The organism is Rhodovulum sp. MB263, from assembly GCF_002073975.1.
GTDB lineage: Bacteria > Pseudomonadota > Alphaproteobacteria > Rhodobacterales > Rhodobacteraceae > Rhodovulum.
Genome location: NZ_CP020384.1, coordinates 319716 through 334836, shown reverse-complemented (window position 1 = coordinate 334836; position 15121 = coordinate 319716). Strand labels below are relative to the sequence as shown.

At 66.4% G+C, this 15121-nt stretch carries 17 protein-coding genes; 2 read left to right on the top strand and 15 right to left on the bottom strand.

Annotated elements, in window-relative coordinates; translation table 11 throughout:
• Nucleotides 1-5: 5 nt before the first annotated feature.
• The 15 genes from B5V46_RS01700 to B5V46_RS01630 form a co-directional block, all read right to left on the bottom strand.
• Nucleotides 6-830: an ABC transporter ATP-binding protein gene (locus B5V46_RS01700; protein WP_080614985.1), complete on the bottom strand. Its 825-nt coding sequence runs from the start codon at nucleotides 828-830 to the stop codon at nucleotides 6-8.
• Nucleotides 831-888: 58 nt separating this feature from the next.
• Complete coding sequence (locus B5V46_RS01695; protein WP_080614984.1) at nucleotides 889-2169, bottom strand: ABC transporter substrate-binding protein; 1281 nt, start codon at nucleotides 2167-2169, stop codon at nucleotides 889-891.
• 64 nt (nucleotides 2170-2233) lie between these two features.
• Nucleotides 2234-3310 carry a branched-chain amino acid ABC transporter permease gene (locus B5V46_RS01690; RefSeq protein WP_080614983.1) on the bottom strand — a complete coding sequence of 359 codons (1077 nt, stop codon included), beginning with the start codon at nucleotides 3308-3310 and terminating at the stop codon, nucleotides 2234-2236.
• Nucleotides 3311-3682 carry a VOC family protein gene (locus B5V46_RS01685; protein ID WP_080614982.1) on the bottom strand — a complete coding sequence of 124 codons (372 nt, stop codon included), beginning with the start codon at nucleotides 3680-3682 and terminating at the stop codon, nucleotides 3311-3313.
• On the bottom strand, nucleotides 3679-3912 hold the full coding sequence (locus tag B5V46_RS01680) for a hypothetical protein (protein WP_080614981.1): 234 nt from the start codon (nucleotides 3910-3912) through the stop codon (nucleotides 3679-3681). Before B5V46_RS01680 ends, B5V46_RS01685 begins: the two co-directional genes overlap by 4 nt.
• A gap of 1 nt (nucleotide 3913) precedes the next feature.
• Nucleotides 3914-4906 carry a branched-chain amino acid ABC transporter permease gene (locus B5V46_RS01675; protein ID WP_080614980.1) on the bottom strand — a complete coding sequence of 331 codons (993 nt, stop codon included), beginning with the start codon at nucleotides 4904-4906 and terminating at the stop codon, nucleotides 3914-3916.
• Nucleotides 4899-5723 (bottom strand): ABC transporter ATP-binding protein, encoded by an 825-nt coding sequence (locus B5V46_RS01670; protein WP_155773885.1) that lies wholly within the window; start codon nucleotides 5721-5723, stop codon nucleotides 4899-4901. The genes B5V46_RS01675 and B5V46_RS01670 overlap by 8 nt, the downstream gene beginning before the upstream one ends.
• Before the next feature lie 5 nt (nucleotides 5724-5728).
• Entirely contained in the window at nucleotides 5729-6082 is a 354-nt protein-coding gene (locus B5V46_RS01665) for a hypothetical protein (RefSeq protein WP_080614978.1), read from the bottom strand.
• Nucleotides 6079-8244, bottom strand: coding sequence for an AMP-binding protein (locus B5V46_RS01660; RefSeq protein ID WP_080614977.1), 2166 nt, complete (start codon nucleotides 8242-8244; stop codon nucleotides 6079-6081). The genes B5V46_RS01665 and B5V46_RS01660 overlap by 4 nt, the downstream gene beginning before the upstream one ends.
• 371 nt (nucleotides 8245-8615) lie before the next feature.
• Nucleotides 8616-8948: a DUF3775 domain-containing protein gene (locus tag B5V46_RS01655; protein ID WP_080614976.1), complete on the bottom strand. Its 333-nt coding sequence runs from the start codon at nucleotides 8946-8948 to the stop codon at nucleotides 8616-8618.
• 69 nt (nucleotides 8949-9017) lie between these two features.
• Entirely contained in the window at nucleotides 9018-9761 is a 744-nt protein-coding gene (locus B5V46_RS01650) for an SDR family oxidoreductase (protein WP_231119193.1), read from the bottom strand.
• Entirely contained in the window at nucleotides 9758-10312 is a 555-nt protein-coding gene (locus B5V46_RS01645) for a DUF3833 domain-containing protein (protein ID WP_080614975.1), read from the bottom strand. Before B5V46_RS01645 ends, B5V46_RS01650 begins: the two co-directional genes overlap by 4 nt.
• The gene (locus tag B5V46_RS01640) at nucleotides 10309-11544 is read right to left on the bottom strand and encodes an MFS transporter (RefSeq protein ID WP_080614974.1); all 1236 of its coding nucleotides are present in this window, start codon (nucleotides 11542-11544) and stop codon (nucleotides 10309-10311) included. The genes B5V46_RS01645 and B5V46_RS01640 overlap by 4 nt, the downstream gene beginning before the upstream one ends.
• Nucleotides 11544-12308: a DUF1365 domain-containing protein gene (locus tag B5V46_RS01635; protein ID WP_080614973.1), complete on the bottom strand. Its 765-nt coding sequence runs from the start codon at nucleotides 12306-12308 to the stop codon at nucleotides 11544-11546. Before B5V46_RS01635 ends, B5V46_RS01640 begins: the two co-directional genes overlap by 1 nt.
• Nucleotides 12305-13597, bottom strand: a complete 1293-nt coding sequence (locus B5V46_RS01630) for an NAD(P)/FAD-dependent oxidoreductase (RefSeq protein WP_080614972.1) — start codon at nucleotides 13595-13597, stop codon at nucleotides 12305-12307. Before B5V46_RS01630 ends, B5V46_RS01635 begins: the two co-directional genes overlap by 4 nt.
• Nucleotides 13598-13776: 179 nt before the next feature.
• Between B5V46_RS01630 and B5V46_RS01625 the strand changes: the two genes are divergently transcribed.
• The gene (locus B5V46_RS01625; RefSeq protein WP_080614971.1) at nucleotides 13777-14430 is read left to right on the top strand and encodes a sigma-70 family RNA polymerase sigma factor; all 654 of its coding nucleotides are present in this window, start codon (nucleotides 13777-13779) and stop codon (nucleotides 14428-14430) included.
• Between the two features lie 17 nt (nucleotides 14431-14447).
• Nucleotides 14448-15113, top strand: a complete 666-nt coding sequence (locus B5V46_RS01620) for a ChrR family anti-sigma-E factor (protein ID WP_080614970.1) — start codon at nucleotides 14448-14450, stop codon at nucleotides 15111-15113.
• Nucleotides 15114-15121: the final 8 nt, after the last annotated feature.

Genomic DNA, 15121 nt, shown 5'->3' with positions numbered 1-15121 from the left:
CAGCGTCAGCTCAGCCAGCGCTTGCGGCGGCGGTAGGACCGCACATCGCGAAAGCTCTTGCGGCCCTGATCGGACATGCCGAGATAGAACTCCTTCACATCCGGGTTCTCGCGCAGATCGGCAGCCGGGCCGTCCATCACGATCCGGCCGGATTCGAGGATATAGCCGTAATGGGCATAGCGGAGCGCGACATTGGTGTTCTGCTCGGCCAGAAGGAAGGTCACGCCCTCGTTCTCGTTGACCGATTTCACGATCTCGAAGATCTGTTCGACAAGCTGCGGCGCGAGCCCCATCGAGGGCTCGTCCAGCAGGATCATCTGCGGCCGGCTCATCAGCGCGCGGCCGATGGCGACCATCTGCTGCTCGCCGCCCGAGGTATAGCCCGCCTGGGACTTCCGCCGCTCCTTCAGGCGCGGGAAATAACCATAGACCATCTCGAGATCGGCCTGGATCGCGGCGCGGCCATCGGTGCGGGTATAGGCGCCGGTCAGAAGGTTCTCCTCGACGGTCAGATGCTCGAAGCAATGCCGCCCCTCCATCACCTGGATCACGCCCGCCTTGACCAGATCGGCGGGGTTCAGATCCTGCACCCGCGTCCCGCGATAGAGGATAGAGCCCTTGGTGACCTCGCCGCGTTCCGACCGCAAAAGGTTCGAGATGGCCTTGAGCGTCGTCGTCTTGCCCGCGCCGTTGCCGCCCAGAAGGGCTGTAATGCCGCCCTTCGGCACCGACAGCGACACGCCCTTCAGCACCAGGATGACGTGATTGTAGATCACCTCGATATTGTTGAGCTCAAGCAGGGCCTCGTCCTGCGGCGCGGTATCGAACATGGGCGTTTTCCTCGAAGGCAAGGCCCCCGGCCGGGTCGTGGCCGGGGACGACGGGACGTCAGTCGCAGCGCGGCGTGATGCCGTTCTCGGCCGCGAAGGCCGTGGAATCGGCCTCGATGAGCGGCGCGATCACCTCGGCATCGGGGGCGATGAAATCGGTCAGCGGCACCCATTCCTTGTCGCCCGCGTTCCACTGCTGGACGATGGCCATGCCCGAACCGCCGTGATCGGCGCAGCTCACGGTGAATTCGGGGCCGATCCCCGGCATGCCCAGCGCCTCCATCCTGGCGGCGGTCATCTCCAGATGCTCCATCCCCTCGCGCATCATCGCCGCGTCGATCTGGGCGGTGCCGGTCATCTCCTGCGCCGTCTTCGCCGCCTCGACCGCCAGCATCGCCGCATACATGCCGCGGGTGTAAAGCACCGAGCCCACATTCGAGCCGTCGCCCGCCGCCAGCCCCTTCTCGACGACATGAGTGCGGATATCGGCGAAGACCGGGTAATCGACCACCCGGTTCATGTTCAGCGCCTTGTAGCCATCGGCGGCCATGCCCGCGGAGGCCACGTCATGCTCGGCCCCGGCCCACCAGTTGCCGATGAAATGGTCCATCGGGAAACCGATATTGGCGGCCTCCTGGATCGCGACCTGGTTCATCACGCCCCAACCCCACATCACCACCACATCGGGCCGCTCGCGCCGGATCTGCAGCCATTGCGACTTCTGTTCCTGGCCGGGGCTGTCGACCGGGATCAGCGTCAGCCTGAAGCCGTGCTTCTTCGACAGCGCCTCGAGCGTCGGGATCGGCTCCTTGCCATAGGCCGAATTGTGATAGAGCAGCGTGATCTTCTTGCCCTCGAGGCTGCCGCCGTTCTCGTCCATCAGGTACTTGATGACGACCGAGGCCCCGTCCCAGTAATTGGCGGGATAGTTGAACACCCATTCGAAGACCTTGCCATTGGCGGCCGAGGTGCGGCCATAGCCCATGGTGTGCAGCGGGATGTGATCGGCCTCGACCTTCGGGATCAGCTGATAGGTGATGCCGGTCGAGAGCGGCTGGTAGATCAGCGCGCCATCGCCCTTGGTGGCCTCGTAGCACTCGACCCCCTTCTCGGTGTTGTAGGCGGTCTCGCATTCCGGCACCCGGGCCTTGACCCCGCCGATGCCGCCATCGCGTTCGTTCACCAGGGTGAAATAGTCCTGATAGCCGTCCGAGAACGGCACGCCGCCCGCGGCAAAAGGCCCTGTGCGGTAGCTGAGATCGGGGAATACCAGATCGGCCGCGGCAGGGCCCGCGGCCAGCAGGACACCCAGTGCAAGCGGGGCCAGTCGGTTGGTCATGTCGTCACTCCTCCCTTGAAAATGCGTGCCGGGTTGACCCGGTCGGTCGCGCCTGCCCTGCCCGTCAATGCGGGAATGGCCAGAGCCTCAGCTTTTCCTTGCCGACCCGCCAGAGCTGGGCGAGCCCGTGCGGCTCGGCGATCAAAAAGCCGATGATCAGAGCCCCCAGGATCATCAGCTGGACATGGGCGGTCAGGTCGGTGGGCCAGCCGAGGCTGCCCACCAGCACGTTCTTCAGAAGGACCGGCAGCAGCACCAGGAAGGCCGCGCCCGCGAAGCTGCCGAAGATCGAGCCGAGCCCGCCGATGATGATCATGAAGAGGATGAGAAAGCTCTTCTGGATGCCGAAGGCCTCACCCACCTCGACCGCGCCCAGATAGACCGCGAAGAACAGCGCCCCCGCGATGCCGATATAGAAGGACGAGACCGCGAAGGCCGTCAGCTTGGCCCTGAGCGGGTTCACCCCGATGATCTCGGCCGCGATATCCATGTCGCGGATCGCCATCCAGGACCGCCCCACCGTGCCCCGCGTCAGGTTGCGCGCGGCCCAGGCCAGAACCACGGCGAAGACGAGGCAGATCATGTATTGCGCCCAGGCCTCGACCCCGGCGCCGGTGACCGGCTGGCCGAAGACGCTGCGCGCGGGCGCCGAGATCTGCCCCGAGGCCGAGTAGTTGTAGAACCACGGCACCTTGTTGAAGAGCCAGACCAGGAAGAACTGCGCCGCAAGCGTCGCGACCGCGAGATAGAAGCCCTTGATCCGAAGCGAGGGCAGCCCGAACAGCACCCCCACCGCCGCCGTCACCAGCCCGCCGCCCAGGATGCAGAAGACGATGTTGAGATCGGGAAAGGCGGTCATCAGCTTGTAGCAGGCATAGGCGCCCACCGCCATGAAGCCGCCGGTGCCAAGCGAGAGCTGTCCGCAATAGCCAACGAGGATGTTCAGCCCGATGGCGGCGATGGCATAGATCAGGAAGGGCACGAAGATCGCGCTGGCCCAGTAATCGTCGATGACGAAGGGCACGACCGCGAAGGCCAGCACCAGCACCGCGTAATAGCGGTAGCGGTCGAAGCCTATCGGGAAGGTCTGGCTGTCATCCCGGTAGGAGGTCTTGAAATCGCCGGCCTCGCGGTAGAACATTCAGTCGACCTCCATGGCATCTTTCGGAAAATCCCCTTCGGGCGGCACCAGACAGAAGCGGTGCCCGGTGGGGGCCTGCATCACCACCCAGTCCTTGATCCGCGTGACCTCGACCGCGCCGAGGCCGGTCAGCCGGGCGCATTCGGCCTCGATATCGTCGGTCTCGATATCGAGATGCACGCGCGGGTCGTGACCGACCGCCTGCAGGATCACCTGCGGCGCGGCGGGCGGACCGCTCAGCCGGGCATAGCGCCCGTCCTCGACCAGGGCGCCCTCGCGCCCCAGCGCCGCCGACCAGAAGGCCAGCGCCGGCCCCAGATCGTCGGTCCGGCAGTCGATGCAGAGCCCGCCGATCCGGGTGCGGTGGCTCATAGCGGCCTCCGGACCCGGGCGGCCCCCTTCGGCACGGTCCGGATCACCGGCCGCTTGCCGCGCACAAGCCGCACCCAAGACAGCATCCCGGCAACGAAGCCCGCGAAGGCCAGAAGCCCGTAGGCCACCGACATCCATTCGGCGTCGTTGACCGAGGCCAGCGCGAGATAGGCAAACACATAGAAGACCCCCCAACCGATCACACAGGTAATGGCATAGAGCTTTTGCATGTCAGACCCTTTCGATGATCCTCTCTCCGAACAGGCCCTGCGGCCGGAACACCAGAAACACCAGCGCCAGGACATAGGCGAACCAGTTCTCGGTCGCGCCGCCGATCATCGGACCGATGGTGTATTCGAACAGCTTCTCGCCGACCCCTATGATCAGCCCGCCGACGATGGCGCCCGGGATCGAGGTGAAACCGCCCAGCATCAGGACCGGCAGCGCCTTCAGCGCGATCAGCGACAGGCTGAACTGCACGCCGGACTTGGCGCCCCACATGATCCCCGCGACCAGCGCCACGATGCCCGCGATGGACCAGACCAGCACCCAGATGAAGCGCAGCGAGATGCCGACCGACAGCGCCGCCTGATGGTCGTCGGCCACCGCCCGCAGCGCCCGGCCCTGCTTGGAATATTGCGAGAACAGCGTCAGCGAGATCACCAGCACCGCCGCGACCAGCGTCGCCACGATATCGAGCCTGTCGATGAAGAAGCCGTAGAACTCCTCGCTGCCCCAGCCCGCGGTGGCCTGTTCGAGCCAGGCGCTGCCCCCTTGCGGCAGCCCCACATCCAGCGTCTTGATGTCGGCGCCCCACATGATGTCGCCGAACCCCTCGAGGAAATAGGCCAGGCCGATCGTGGCCATGAACAGGATGATCGGCGCCTGGTTGACCAGATGCTTGAGGATCAGCCGCTCGATGGCGATGGCCAACAGCACCATCACCCCGACCGTCAGAACGATGGCCACAACCGCCGGAAGCTGCCAGCCGAACCGGTGCAGATCGGTGCCGAAGGCCGCGTTGATCAGATGGGCGAAGGGCACCTGCCCCTCCTGCAGCCCGACCAGCGTCAGCGCCGCGAAGAGCGCCAGCACCCCTTGGGCGTAGTTGAAGATGCCGGATGCCTTGAAGATCAGGACGAAGCCCAGCGCCACCAGCGCATAAAGCACGCCTGCCATCAGCCCGTTGATCATCACCTCGACGGCGTAAAGCAGATCAGTCATGGGCCACCCCCAGATAGGCGTCGATCACGTCCTGGCTGGCGCGCACCTCCTCGGGCGGGCCGTCGCCGATCTTGCGGCCGTAATCCATCACCACCACCCGGTCGGAAAGGTCCATGACCACGCCCATGTCATGCTCGATCAGGACGATGGTGGTGCCGAATTCGTCGTTCACATCGAGGATGAAGCGCGACATGTCCTCCTTCTCCTCGACATTCATCCCGGCCATCGGCTCGTCCAGCAGCAGAAGCTGCGGCTCGGCCGCCAGGGCCCGGCCCAGCTCCACCCGCTTCTGCAAGCCGTAGGGCAGACGGCCCACGGGCGTCTTGCGGATATGCTGGATCTCGAGGAAATCGATGATCTTCTCGACTGCGGCGCGGTGCTCGCTTTCCTCGCGCTCGGCCGGCCCCCACCACAGCGCCTGCGCCAGCAGCGAGGACCTCATCCGGGTGATCCGGCCTGTCATGATATTGTCGAGCGTCGACATGCCGGAAAACAGCGCGATGTTCTGGAAGGTCCGGGCGATGCCCTGCCGCGCGACCCTGTAGGGCCGCATCGGCGGACGGCGCGCGCCCTCAAACCAGACCTCGCCTTCCGAGGGCCGGTAGAAGCCCGAAATCACGTTCAGCATCGAGGACTTGCCCGCGCCGTTCGGGCCGATGATGGCGCGGATCTCGCCCTCGCGGATGTCGAAGGAGATGTCCTTGATCGCGACCACGCCGCCAAAGCGCAGGGTGATGTTCCTCAGCTCCATCAGCACCGGACCGATGGCACGGCCATCCTCGGTAAGCTGACCCTCGTCCGGCTTCGGAGGTGCCATCCGGTTCATACCGCGGCCAGAAGTTTCGTCACCGCCATGCGCAGCCCCGAGCCCAGCACGGTCGCGGCGCCATAGACGAAGACCATGGTGACGAGATTGGCCAGCCCGTAGCGCAGCGCATGCGACAGCGGCGCAAGCCGGCTGCCTTCGGGCATTGCCGGTTCCTGCGGCACCCGGATCTGGGCAAAGACCGCCAGCGCCAGCGAAAAGACCGCGGCCAGCGCCCAGAACCCGGCGCCGAAGGCCACCATCGCGGTCAGCACGGCGAAGCTGATCCAGAGCACATCCTTCTGGGCCCGTCCGAACGGGATCTGCCAGTCGAGCGAGGGCATCGGGATCGTGGGTCGGTTCTCGGTCATTCCGCGGCCACCTTGTCATGGGATTGCACCGGGAAGCAGCGCGCGTCCCGGATCTTGAGGGTGGCCCGGATGCGCCCCTTGCGCCCGTCCTCGTAGGTCACCTCGGTTTCGGTGTGTTTCTCGGCCGAGCCGTCATAGAGCGCGGTCACCAGATCGGCATATTTCTCCTCGATGATGCGGCGGCGGACCTTGCGGGTGCGGGTCAGTTCGCCGTCATCGGCGTCAAGCTCCTTGTGCAGCACCAGAAACCGGCGGACCTGACAGCCCGACAGCATCTCGTCCCCGGCAAGCGAGCGGTTGACCTCCTCGACATGCGACTTGATCGTCTCAAGCACGCGCGGATGCCCGGCCAGTTCCTGGTAGGAGGCATAGGCGATGTTGTTGCGCTCGGCCCAGTTGCCGACCGCGGTGAGGTCGATGTTGATGAAGGCGGTGCAGATCTTGCGCCCGGCGCCGAACACCACCGCCTCGAGGATGTCGGGAAAGAATTTCAGCTTGTTCTCGACATATTTCGGCGCAAACAGCGCGCCATCGGCCATCCGGCCCACATCCTTGGCGCGGTCGATGATCCTGAGATGCCCGCTGGCCTCTTCGAAGAAGCCGGCATCGCCCGTCGCGACCCAGCCTTCGGCATCCTTGGTCGTGGCGGTGCTTTCGGGGTTCTTGTAATATTCGACGAAGGTGCCGGGGCTGCGATAGAACACCTCGCCATTCTCGCCGATCCTGACCTCGACACCGGGGCTCGGCACGCCCACCGTGTCCGAGCGCACCTGCCCGTCGGGCTGCTGGGTGATGAAGACCGACGCTTCGGTCTGGCCGTAAAGCTGTTTGAGGTTGATGCCGAGCGAGCGGTAGAATTCGAAGATCTCGGGGCCGATGGCCTCGCCCGCGGTATAGGCCACCCGGATGCGCGACAGGCCCAGCGTGTTCTTGAGCGGCCCGTAGATCAGAACCTCGCCGGTGCGGTAGTCGAAATAATCGCGCAGCGGCTTGGGATAGAGGTTCAGCAAAGGCCCCCGCGCCCTGTAATGCTTGCGTGCCTCCAGCGGATGGCGCAGCCGCACGAGGAAGCCCCGCACCGCGTTCTCGGCCAGCGTCTCGATCGCGAAGCCGATGCCCATCGCATAGCGATAGACCCAGCGGACGCGGCGGCGCAGCGTCGGGCGCGACTGCCTGCGGCGATAGCGCGGCATCCCGAAGCGTTCGCCGGTGCCCTTGGCGAACTCCATGAAATGCCTGAAAAGCGCGTGTTTCAGATCGCCCGCATCCTCCATCCGGATCATCACGCTGGTCAGCATGGTCTCGAAGATCCGGGGCGGCGCGAAGAAATAGGTGGGCCCGATCTCGCGCAGGTCGGTCATCATCGTGTCCGGGCTTTCGGGGCAGTTGACGCAGAAGCCCGCCACCATGGCCTGACCGATGGAGAAGATGAAATCGCCGACCCAGGCCATCGGCAGATAGGCCAACACCTCCTCGTCCTGGCCCAGATGGTCGAAGGCGACCGAGGCCTTCGCGGTCTCGATGATGTTGCGGTTCGACAGCACCACGCCCTTGGGCTTGCCGGTGGTGCCCGAGGTGTAGAGCATGACGCAGGTCGTGTCCCAGCCCTGTTCGGCGATGCGGGCGTCAAGCTCGGGTTCAAGACGGCGATGGGCCGCGCGGCCCTCGTCGCCGATATCGTGCAGCCAGTTCAGATGGCTGTGGTCGTATTTCCGCATGCCGCGCTTGTCGTTGTAAAGCACATGCTCGACGCCTGGCGCGCGGTCGCGGATCTCGATGACCTTGTCGACCTGTTCCTGATCGCCGCAGACGACGAAACGGGCGCCGCAATGGTCCAGCACATAGGCCATCTCTTCGGCCACCGCGTCCTGGTAAAGCGGCACCGGCACCGCGCCGCACATCTGGGCGGCCACCATCGCCCAGTAATGCGCAGGCCGGTTGCGGCCGATCACGGCGACATGGTCGCCCCGCGCCATTCCCAGCGCCAGAAAACCCAGCGCCATCGCCCGGATCTCGTCCGCCGCCTCGGCCCAGGTCCAGGCCTGCCAGATCCCGAATTCCTTCTCGCGATACGCGGGACGGTCGCCGTAGCGCGACACGTTGCGGGCAAGCAGCGCGGGAATGGAGCATAATTCATCCGTCGACGCGCCGCGTGTTGCCAAATTTCATCCTCCCCTGCGTCGGCGGCCGGTCACGCCCGCGTTGATCGCGGATCGGACCGTCTCCGGAGAGGCGGGCCCGGATCGACCGGAGCCCGCGGACCGGGCCGGATATTCCGGCCGCCTCGGCGGCGTATCATGCGCCAGGTTTCCTCATCGCGCTTCGGATAAACGGCCCCTCGGGGCCTCCTCCACACCGAAGCGTCAACGCAGAGTTGCGCATGCCCAAAGGCCGGTCAAGGGAAAGGTTATATAATTGCGCAATGTCCCGCTGCGGAGGAAATTATTCCATAGGCCGCAGCAAGATACGCAAAGGCGGCGCGCTGAGGATTCGGCGCGCCGCGTGACGGATGCCGACAGGCTCCGTCACGCCGTCAGCGGTCGAAGAACTCTTCCTCGACATCGGCCGGGCTGATCCCGATGGCTTCGAGACCGGCTTCGAGATAATCGGCAAAGAGCGGCATGTTGACGAGGTAATCCTCTGTCGGCGAGGTCGCCTCGGCCTTGGCGGTGGTGATCGCTTCTTCAAGCTCGTCCGCCTCGAAGGTCTCGCGGCCGATCCAGGTCAGCGCCACCAGGCTTGCCTTCTCGTCATCGTTCATGGCCGCGATGAAGCCGCGCAGCTCAGCCTCGCCCAGACGTTTCTCGCGGGCCTGAAAGATCACCTGCACCACCTTGCTGGGGCTGATTTCCAAGAGCTCTTGCATGGGTCGTCATACTCCTACGGCACGGGCGCTCAGTGTCGCCCGGGCCCGTCGCAGAGGCAAGGGCAAGTCTCAGCTCCTGCGCCCAAAAAGCGGAAAATACAGCCAGTCGGGCAGAAGCTGGGCCAGACGCAGAATCCACGAGAACAGGGTCGGGAAGCTGCGCGACATCGCATCCGACATCATCAGCTCGACATATTCATGCGCGGCATCCTCGGGCGACATGATGAAGGGCATCTTGAAGTCGTTCTTGTCGGTCAGCCGGGTCTTGACGAAGCCCGGATTCGCGACCTGGACCTTGACCCCGGTGCCGCGCAGATCGACCTGCAGGCTTTCGCCCAGCGACATCAGGCCGGCCTTGGAGGCGCCATAGCCGATCGCCCCGGGCAGGCCGCGAAAACCCGCGAGACTGCCGGTCAGAACGATATGGCCGCGATCGCGCGCCACGAACCAGGGCACGACATGGCCAAGCACCCGGGCCGCACCCATCAGGTTGACGTCAAGCATGGTCTCGACCTGCTCGGCATTCCAGTCCCCGGCCGTCATCGGCCAGTAGGCGCCCGAGACATAGATCACGCCGTCGATCTCTCCGACCGCCTCGACCGCGGCCTTGACCGCCGCCGCATCGGTCACGTCAAGCGGCACCACATCGGCCTTGCGCGGCAGCGATGCGGCCAGCTCCTTCAACCGGTCCTCGCTGCGGGCGCTGAGCACGAGAGTGACCCCGAGCGCCCCCAGCCGTTCTGCCAGAGCGCGGCCGATGCCCTCGCTCGCCCCGATGATCCAGTAGCGTTTTCCGATCCAGTCCGTCGTCACGCGGCCTCCTTCGGGCGCATCGTCGCCACCAGCTCGGCAACCAGGAAGCCGAACTTGCGGAACTGGCTGCGATTAATGATCGCCCCGTTTTCCATCAGATACATCCAGTCGGTCACCGCCAGCACATGCCCGCCCGAATCCTCGGGCAGACGGATGCGGTAGCGGAGGTGTACCCCCGATCCCTGCTGCATTCCATGCCCGGAGCCAACCAGATCGGGAGCATCGGCGGCAATCGTGCCATCATTTGCAAGTTTGAAGGACCATCTGCGACTCTGGGTAGCACCGCTGTCATACCGGAACTCCTCGGTCATCGTTCCCGAATTGCCCTCCCATCGGGCAAGGAAATCTCCGGTGAAGCGCGACACCACCCGGCCGGTCGGCCCGTAGATCACGCCCTCGCAGAGGATCGGCCCGTCCAGATGGCGGCGCAGGTCGAATTCGGGTCCCTCATCCCGGTAATCGGCGGGTTTCTGCCCCGGAAATCCGAGATAGCGGGCCTTGGCAGCGACCAGGGCCAGCGCCAGGGCCAGCCCGAGAACGAATGCGATCATCCGATCGTCTCCCTGTTGAGCGGCGTCGCGACCAGAAGCGCGACCGCCACGAGTTTGAGGACGCAGGGCAGGGCTGCGTAAAGCAGGCTCAGAAGCACCAGCGCCCGCTCCGGAGAGCTCTCCCCTCCGGACTCGAACCCCGCCGCCTGCAGCAGCGGCAACACCGCTACCGCCGCAAGCGCGAGGGTGAATTTCGACACGAAGGACCACAGCCCGAAGGCCTGCCCGGCATTGGGCGCGATCCGCGCCATACGCCCGGCGAAGATCGCGGGCAGAAGGGTCATGTCGGCGCCGAGCGCCGCGCCCGAGGCGACGCAGATCGCGGCGAAGGCCAGCCCGTCGCCGGTGCCCAGGAGCGTCGCGAAGCCGAAAGCCAGGATCGACAGCCCCATCCCCGCCAGCAACGCGGGCTTCTCGCCGAACCGCCGCGCCGCCCGCCCCCAGCCGGGCGCCGAGGCCGCGGCCGAGAGGAAGAACAGCACCAGAAGCGGCCCCTCCCATCCGGGCAGGCCAAGACGGCTTTCGACGAAGAACAGGAACAGCGTCGAAGTCACGGCGACGGGCGTGGCATTGATCAGCGCCAGAAGCAGAAGCCGCCGCGCCACCGGATCGGCCAGAACCTCGCGCCAGCCCGATGTCTCGGGCGCGGCGGGCAGGGACCAGTCCCGCCACATCGCGACCGTGGCGATTGCCGCGAGCCCGGCAAAGCCCAGCGCGAAGCCGGCAAAGGGCGCGCCGGTCGCCGACATCAGCAGCGTCGGCGCGACGGCGGCGGCCGAAACGCCCAGAAGCCCGCCGGTCTCGCGCCAGGCCGCCAGCCGGACATGGCCGCCCGGCCCCATGCGGCCCGCCCGCGCCACGCCCTGGGCGTAGAAGGTGATGGTGAGAAAACTGAAGGCGGTGAAGAGCCCGGTCAGGCAGAGCGCGAACCACAGGAGCGGCGCGACCGGCGGCACGACCGCGAACAGCGCGCCCATCGAGGCCACCAGCAGCGCCACCGCCGCCAGCACCGCGAGCGACCGCCAGCGGTGCAGACGTTCCGACAGCCAGCCCAGCGCCGGGTCCTGCACCACGTCAAGCAGCCGGAGCCCGAACAGCACGCTGCCCAGCGCCGCAAGGCTCACCCCGTACTGATCGACATAGAATTTCGGCGCGTGGATATAGATCGGCAGACCCGCCGCAGCCAGCATCGCGGCAAAGACCGCATAGCCCGGCAGCGGCGCTGCCCGCATCAGCTCAACTCTTCTGCGGGCGGTTCGGGCCGGGTCCGGTATTTCGCGCCCTTCAGGAACAGCACAAGCGCATGCCAGTGGATCAGCACCAGCACCCGGCGCGAGCCGAACGGCCGGCGCAGCGCGCTTTTCAGCATCGACCAGCGGCTGAGCGGCCGACGCGGGCCGGTCAGGGTGGCGTAGAGCCCCTCTTCGGCATCGGCGGAATAGTCGATCCAGATCCCCACCCGGTCGGGCCGGATATCGAAGCGGAAGCGGTAGCCTCCGGCAATCGGCAGGAATGGCGAGACATGCAGGATCTTGGTCGCGGTCAGGATGTCCGAGGGCGCGATCGGGCGCTGGTCGGGATGGCAGCACAGATAGCAATGCCGGTCGCCGAAGGTGTTGTTGACCTCGGCGATCACCGCGCGCAGCTGGCCCTCGGTGTCGTGACAGAGCCAGAAGCTGACCGGGTTGAATTCATGGCCCAGCACCCGCGGCAAGGTCATCAGCTCGATCTTTCCGCGGATCGCGAACAGATCGCGCGCCTTCAGCACCTCGCGCACCCAGGCCGCGCCACGGCCCTGCCCCTTGGGCCCGCCATGATCGCTGTCGAGCACCGCCATCGGCTTGCCGGGCCCCCGCCCGAACCAGCCCGGCGCCTTCAGCTCCTGCGCCTCGGCGTCGAACAGCACGTAATCGACCGTATGGCTCAGCTTGTGCCCGACCCGGCCGCGCCGCTGGTGAAAGGTCTTGCCCCGAATATGCTCTACAATTGCCGTCATGCCGCCACCGCCTCGGGCCGCCCGCCAAGCATGGCCTCGGCCACATCCACAGCGCTGGCCAGCCCGTCCTCATGAAATCCGTTCCGCATCCAGGCGCCGCAGAACCAGGTGCGGTTGGTCCCGTTCATCCGCCGCACCGCCTGCTGCGCCTCGAGCGCGCCCCGGTCATAGACCGGATGCCGGAAGGTCGCCGTGTCATAGATCAACTCGTCGCGGATCGGCCGCCGGCTGTTCAGCGTCACGAAGAGCGGATCGTCCTTCGGGATCGGCTGCAGCGAATTCATCCAGTAGGTCAGGTCGATCCGGCCGGCCCGGGCGCCGGACGCCTCGGCATAGTTCCAGCTCGACCAGACCGCGCGGCGTTTCGGCATCAGCGCCGGATCGGCATGCAGCACCGCCTCATTGGGCTGGTAGCGCACCGCCGACAACGCCGCGCGTTCCTCGGGCGTGGCATCGGACAGCATCGCCAGACTGTCATCGGAATGGGTCGCGAAGACCACCTCGTCGAACCGGTCCCATTCCCCGCCCCGGGCCCGGATCTCGGCGCCCTCGGCATCGCGGCGCACCGCCTCGACCGGCGCGGCCTTGCGGATCTCGACATCGGCTGCGGCCAGCGCCGCCTCGAGCCTGCGCACATATTCGACCGAGCCACCCTCGACGGTGTACCACTGATGCTGCCCCGAAGTGCTGAGCAGCGCGTGATTGTCGAAGAAGCGGATCAGCGCCTGGGCCGGAAAATCGAGAATGCCCTGGCTGGGCGTCGACCAGATCGCCCCCGAGAGCGGCAGCAGATAGCGGTCGCGGAACCAATCGCCGGTGCCGAGCGCGGCCAGGAAATCGCCCAGGGAGACCGACGGGTCGCGGGCCTCGTCCATGGCGCGGGCATTGAAGCGGGTGACATCGCGCAGCATGCCCCAGAAGCGCGGGTTCAGCGCATTGGCGGGCTGGGCGAAGACCGCGCGCAGGTTCTTCAGCCCGTATTCGAAGGCCCCGCCATCGAAGGAGGCGCCAAAGCTCATGTCGGATTTCGCAACCGGCACGCCGAGCTTTTCGAACAGCCGCACCATATGCGGGTAATTCACCCGGTTGAAGACGATGAAGCCGGTATCGACCGCCCGGTCGCCATGGCGCCCGGCCAGAACCGTGCGGGCATGGCCGCCCAGCCGCCCCTCGGCCTCGAACAGCGTCACCCGGGCCGTCCCGGCCAGAAGATGTGCGGCGCCCATCCCCGAGATGCCGCCTCCGATCACGGCGATCCGCCGCCGCCCGCCCGCGCTGTCGATTGGCATGTGACTGTTGCTCCTGTCTGTCCCGTCGGTCGGATATGGGCTTTGGGGCGCCCCTGTCCAGAACCTGTCCGGAACCTGGGCGGCTTTGTCCGACCCGGGGCCGGGCAAGGTGATTTCTGCGACCGGGCATTTTTCCCGCCGAAAGTGATCCGGATCGCCGCCTGCCGCGTAACAATGACATGTTGCACGGCTCGCATGCCAGCCAGAAACCGGATGAAGCCGGGGCGCTACCGCCCTATCCTGGCTTCGATGAGGGACCTGTCAGCATTGCCGAGGCAAGAGTCGTGACCGAAAGACAGACCGCCGACACCCAATGGGTGACATGTGTGGAGAGGATCGGGGCGTCGGGGGATCAGACCGCCTTTTCCCGCCTGTTCGCGCATTTCGCCCCCCGGGTGAAAGCGTTTTTGATGAAATCCGGGGCAGACGAGGCCCTGGCCGAGGAATGCGCGCAGGAGGTGATGGCCACGGTCTGGCACAAGGCGCATCTGTTCGATCCCGAACGGGCCAGCGTGGCGACATGGATCTTCACCATCGCCCGCAACCGCCGGATCGACGTGCTGCGCAAGCAGCGGCGCCCCGAGCCCGAGGATCTTACCTGGGGGCCGGATCACGCCCCCGACCAGGCCGAGACGGTCGCGCTGCAACAGGAGACGGAACAGCTCGGAGAAGCGCTGAAGGCGCTTCCCGAGGCCCAGAGGGTGCTGATCGAACGGGCCTATTTCGGCGAGCTCTCGCATCGCGAGATCGCGGCCGAGACCGGCCTGCCGCTTGGCACGATCAAATCGCGGATCCGGCTGGCGCTGGAGCGCCTGCGCCACGAAATGACATGAGGAAGACGACCCGAGCCATGACCACGCGCATCACCCATCACCTGAACGACGACCTGCTGATGTCCTATGCCGCGGGCAGCCTGCCCGAGGCCTTCTCGCTGGTCGTCGCGACCCATGTCTCGCTCTGCGACGAGTGCCGCGCGCGGCTGGCCGGATTCGAGGCAGTGGGCGGCGCGGTGCTGGAGGCCGAGGAACCGGCCGCCGCCATGGCCGGGAACAGCCTTGCCGCCACGCTCCGGCGGATCGCGGCCATGCCCGAGGACGCGCGCATCGAGGCCCCCGCACCCGCTGCGGCGGCCGGCTCCGTCTTCCCGATGCCTCTGCGCGACTATGTCGGCGGCGATGCCGGCGACGTCAACTGGCGGGCCCTCGGCGGCGGCGTGCGTCAGGCGGTGCTGCCCACCGGGAAGGACGCGACTGTCCGGCTGCTCTACATTCCCGCCGGAATGGCGATGCCCGATCACGGCCATGGCGGGATGGAGCTGACGCTGGTGCTGCAGGGCGCCTTCGAGGATGCGGGCGGGCGCTACGGGCGCGGCGATGTCGAGGTCGCGGGCGAAGAGCTTGACCATACCCCGGTCGCGGCGCCGGGCCCCGACTGCATCTGCCTTGCCGCCACCGATGCGCCGCTGAAATTCCGCGGCATCCTGCCGCGCCTGGCCCAGCCCTTCATCGGGATCTGAGGCGAGAG

Excerpts from the sequence above, each read along its gene's own strand:
- B5V46_RS01700 (WP_080614985.1), bottom strand. The coding sequence starts at position 830 with ATGTTCGATACCGCGCCGCAGGACGAGGCCCTGCTTGAGCTCAACAAT.
- B5V46_RS01695 (WP_080614984.1), bottom strand. The coding sequence starts at position 2,169 with ATGACCAACCGACTGGCCCCGCTTGCACTGGGTGTCCTGCTGGCCGCG.
- B5V46_RS01690 (WP_080614983.1), bottom strand. The coding sequence starts at position 3,310 with ATGTTCTACCGCGAGGCCGGCGATTTCAAGACCTCCTACCGGGATGAC.
- B5V46_RS01685 (WP_080614982.1), bottom strand. The coding sequence starts at position 3,682 with ATGAGCCACCGCACCCGGATCGGCGGGCTCTGCATCGACTGCCGGACC.
- B5V46_RS01680 (WP_080614981.1), bottom strand. The coding sequence starts at position 3,912 with ATGCAAAAGCTCTATGCCATTACCTGTGTGATCGGTTGGGGGGTCTTC.
- B5V46_RS01675 (WP_080614980.1), bottom strand. The coding sequence starts at position 4,906 with ATGACTGATCTGCTTTACGCCGTCGAGGTGATGATCAACGGGCTGATG.
- B5V46_RS01670 (WP_155773885.1), bottom strand. The coding sequence starts at position 5,723 with ATGGCACCTCCGAAGCCGGACGAGGGTCAGCTTACCGAGGATGGCCGT.
- B5V46_RS01665 (WP_080614978.1), bottom strand. The coding sequence starts at position 6,082 with ATGACCGAGAACCGACCCACGATCCCGATGCCCTCGCTCGACTGGCAG.
- B5V46_RS01655 (WP_080614976.1), bottom strand. The coding sequence starts at position 8,948 with ATGCAAGAGCTCTTGGAAATCAGCCCCAGCAAGGTGGTGCAGGTGATC.
- B5V46_RS01645 (WP_080614975.1), bottom strand. The coding sequence starts at position 10,312 with ATGATCGCATTCGTTCTCGGGCTGGCCCTGGCGCTGGCCCTGGTCGCT.
- B5V46_RS01640 (WP_080614974.1), bottom strand. The coding sequence starts at position 11,544 with ATGCGGGCAGCGCCGCTGCCGGGCTATGCGGTCTTTGCCGCGATGCTG.
- B5V46_RS01635 (WP_080614973.1), bottom strand. The coding sequence starts at position 12,308 with ATGACGGCAATTGTAGAGCATATTCGGGGCAAGACCTTTCACCAGCGG.
- B5V46_RS01630 (WP_080614972.1), bottom strand. The coding sequence starts at position 13,597 with ATGCCAATCGACAGCGCGGGCGGGCGGCGGCGGATCGCCGTGATCGGA.
- B5V46_RS01625 (WP_080614971.1), top strand. The coding sequence starts at position 13,777 with ATGTTGCACGGCTCGCATGCCAGCCAGAAACCGGATGAAGCCGGGGCG.
- B5V46_RS01620 (WP_080614970.1), top strand. The coding sequence starts at position 14,448 with ATGACCACGCGCATCACCCATCACCTGAACGACGACCTGCTGATGTCC.